2 protein-coding genes are annotated in these 3,380 nt (G+C 56.3%); one reads left to right on the forward strand and one right to left on the reverse strand.

Annotated elements, in window-relative coordinates; translation table 11 throughout:
• The first annotated feature begins 270 nt into the window (after window positions 1–270).
• A complete protein-coding gene (locus tag V6C07_RS02880) occupies window positions 271–1,662 on the forward strand; it encodes an aminopeptidase (protein ID WP_333534877.1) in 1,392 nt (463 codons plus the stop codon).
• A 433-nt stretch (window positions 1,663–2,095) separates the two neighbouring features.
• On the opposite strand, the gene V6C07_RS02885 is transcribed toward V6C07_RS02880, so the two are convergent.
• On the reverse strand, window positions 2,096–3,337 hold the full coding sequence (locus V6C07_RS02885) for a GNAT family N-acetyltransferase (protein ID WP_333534878.1): 1,242 nt from the start codon (window positions 3,335–3,337) through the stop codon (window positions 2,096–2,098).
• Window positions 3,338–3,380 lie beyond the last annotated feature (43 nt).

Raw genomic sequence — 3,380 nt, forward strand, 5'->3', positions numbered from 1 at the left:
CACCCTGGCCGCCGAAGACAGGCCCGTGCTGCTGCGCGTGCTGCGCGAGGCTCTGGCTATGGCCGCAAAAGAGATTATATAGAGCAGGTTACGAATGAAATGAGTTAACTGCTCTGCAAGGATTTTCAGGAAAATCCTTGCCTCGAAATGTAAGCAGGCAGGCTTTGCCCGCCGTAAGTGAGCATTTCAAGTGGTAAATGCTCCAAATGCAGACGGCAGAGACCGCAAAAATGACAGGCTGCCGTTTCGGCGGCCATAAAGGAAAACAGCATGGAAAAGACTCTGGCCTACAAGCCCCAAAACGCCTGGGAAAACGCGGACGCCAAAACGCGCAAAGAAATGGAAGCCCTGGCGGTTCGCTATATGGATTTTCTTACGCACTGCAAAACAGAACGCGAAACCGTGGAATATGTGCGCCAGCGCCTGGCGGAACACGGCTATACTGAAGACTTCACCGCTGACCGTGTTATGCGTCCCATGCGCGGCAAAGCCATTTTCGCCGCAAGGCGCGGCACGCTGCCGCTGAAACAGGGCCTTGCCCTCATTGCCGCCCATACCGACACGCCTCGCCTGGACTTCAAGCAGCGCCCGCTCATTGAGCAGCCCGGTGGTGCCCAGGCAAAAACGCACTATTACGGCGGCATACGCAAGTATCAGTGGCTGGCGCGCCCCCTGGCCCTGCATGGCGTGGTGGTGCGCGGCGACGGCTCCGTCCTTGAGGTCACCATCGGTGAAAAGGCGGGAGAGCCGGTGTTCTGCATTGCCGACCTGCTGCCCCACCTGGCCCAGAAGCAGGCAGCCCAGACCGTCAGCGACGCCTTTGAAGCCGAAAAGCTCAACATCATTCTTGGACACAGCCCCAAGGCCGCAGGCAAGGGCAAAAAAGAAGATGCGCCCAAAGAAGCCATAAAAACGCAGCTTCTGGAAATCCTGAACAAAAAATACGGCATTACCGAAGAGGACCTTATCACGGCCGAGCTTCAGGCCGTTCCCGCCGGACCGGCCCGCTTTGTGGGCTTTGACAAGGCACTGGTGGGCGGTTACGGACAGGATGACCGCATCTGCGTGTTCACGGCCCTTGAGGCCCTGCTGGAGGCCGAAGCCACAGGCCGCAGCATGGCCGTCATTTTTTGGGACAAGGAAGAAATCGGTTCGGACGGGGCCACCGGCGCGGCCTCACGCTTTCTTCAGTATTGCGTGGAAGACCTGACCCGCGCCTGGGCGCCGGACGTACTCGCGTCCCGCGTGTTTATGGAAACCCGCGCCCTCTCCGCCGACGTGCAGGCAGCCCTGGACCCCGACTTTCAGGAAGTGCACGAAAAGCAGAACGCCGCCCAGATGGGCTACGGTCCCTGCTTTTCCAAGTTCACAGGCTCACGCGGCAAATACGGGGCCAGCGAGGCCGATGCGGAATTTTTCGGCGCGCTGCGCAACCTTTACAACAGTAAAAGCATCCCCTGGCAGGCAGCGGAACTCGGCCGCGTGGACCACGGCGGCGGCGGCACGGTGGCTCTTTTCCTGGCCGCCTACGGCATGCACGTCATTGACCTTGGCCCAGCCGTCCTGTCCATGCACAGCCCCTTTGAACTGGCAAGCTGCGCCGATCTGCACGCCACTGTGCGGGCATACCGGGCCTTTCTTGAATCAGACATCCAGATATAGAGCATTTTAACTTTGAAAAAATGTCAATGCTCTAGAGAATTTAACACTTGAAATGCTTGCTTACGACAGGCAAAAGCCCGCCTGCTCGCATTTCGTGGCAAGGATTTTCAGGAAAATCCTTGCAGAGCAGTTGACTCGTTTCATTCGTGAATTGCTCTAATGCGGCACGAAAGTGCAGCGCGCCACAATGTGGCGTGGGTTCGGCAGAAAATCGCATTTTTCGGCTGAATGAAAACTTTAAAATGTGGAGCGCTTCAAAGTGAAATGCTCCACAACGGCGCGAACAGATCCCCGCCAGAAACAGGCAAACGCAGCTTCAGCCGCGACCCCAAGGGCATACGGTTCAAGCTGCGTTTGCATTGCACTGGTGAATATTCTGGCCTGCGAAATATCTGCCTGCGCGGAGCAAAAAACTTCCGCACGGCCTTTGACATCAAAAGTAGTCTGAAAAATAGGGCTTATCCGGCGGAATCAGGGCCTCAAGCGTCTTGAGCAGATGATAGTCCATATCAATACGGTCATTGTTGTAAAGATAGGTCGGCCGTTTGTACCCCATAAACATGGTGGTCAACGTCTGAACATCCAGGCTGATACGGTGACCCGAACGAAATGTGGAAACCTGCTCGCAAACGGCCTCGCCCTCCTGCCAGCTCATGTGGAATATGCCGTTGTTCCAGGGGGCGATGGGATCTCTGACCTCAAAGTCCAGCGTAAGCCTGGGGTCGCTGAACTGGTAGGGATAAAATTCCATAAAGCGCTGCACGTCCACTATGCGGGCCATGCCGTAAGGCTGGATGGTCTCGTCTATCTCACTGTCTTCAAACTGGAAGGCAATGGCCTCGCCCGTGTAGTTGTTCCCCTCGACCCGGGTGATCATTGAAAAATGCGCGCTGATGTAATTCCAGATGCCGGACTTGGCCTCCTGATTCAGGTAGACCATTTCCTTGATGCTGAAAACCTCATTTTCAATGTAATAAACAACATAACCCAATGGTTTGCGGTCCGCCCCATAATATACCGCCGCCATGACGTCGTCCGAATCCCACCGCCAGTATTCTTCCCACTCCAGCGCGCCGCGTATGAGCGCGCCGTGCTCCTGCAGGGCAAAATATTTGTAAACCCTGTGCAGGTCCTCACTTTCGATGTCCACACGTTCTATCAGCCCGTCCACGGCGCGGCGCGCCGGAAGCTGGGTGTCCTTGATGGCGAAGGTCATCTTGTCCGAAACAATTTCCCATCCGTGCTTGCGGTACAGGGGGATGGAGTAGGGGCAAAGGTAAGAAATGATCTGCTGCTCTGCGCGCATGTATTCCAGGCTCTTGCCCAAAAGCGAATGAATAAGCCCCCGGCCCGTGTATTCGGGATAGGTGGCGACCCCCGTGATGCCGCCCATCTTGCAGATTTCGCCCTGTACGTTCACCTCCATCGGATAGATGACTATCTGCGAGGCCAGGCGTCCCTTATAAAACCAGCCCATAACGTGCGAAGCTTCGAAGATGGGTTTTTTGGACTGCTTCATCTCTTTGTCCGACCAGCCGATACGGGCCATTTCGGACGAGCTTACCTGAAAGGCATAACGCAGCAGCGCCTCGAACTGTTCAAAATCTTCTTTGCCGAGCTGGCGGAATTCAAAGGCGTCATGAAGGCCGGAGCCTTGCAGTCGGCCTTCGCCCACAGCCGTGGCGGCATCGGCCTTTCCGCGCGTCTCTGCGGCCTGC

The sequence above is a fragment of the Desulfovibrio sp. 1214_IL3152 genome, from assembly GCF_036763055.1.
In the GTDB taxonomy this organism is placed as follows: domain Bacteria; phylum Desulfobacterota; class Desulfovibrionia; order Desulfovibrionales; family Desulfovibrionaceae; genus Desulfovibrio.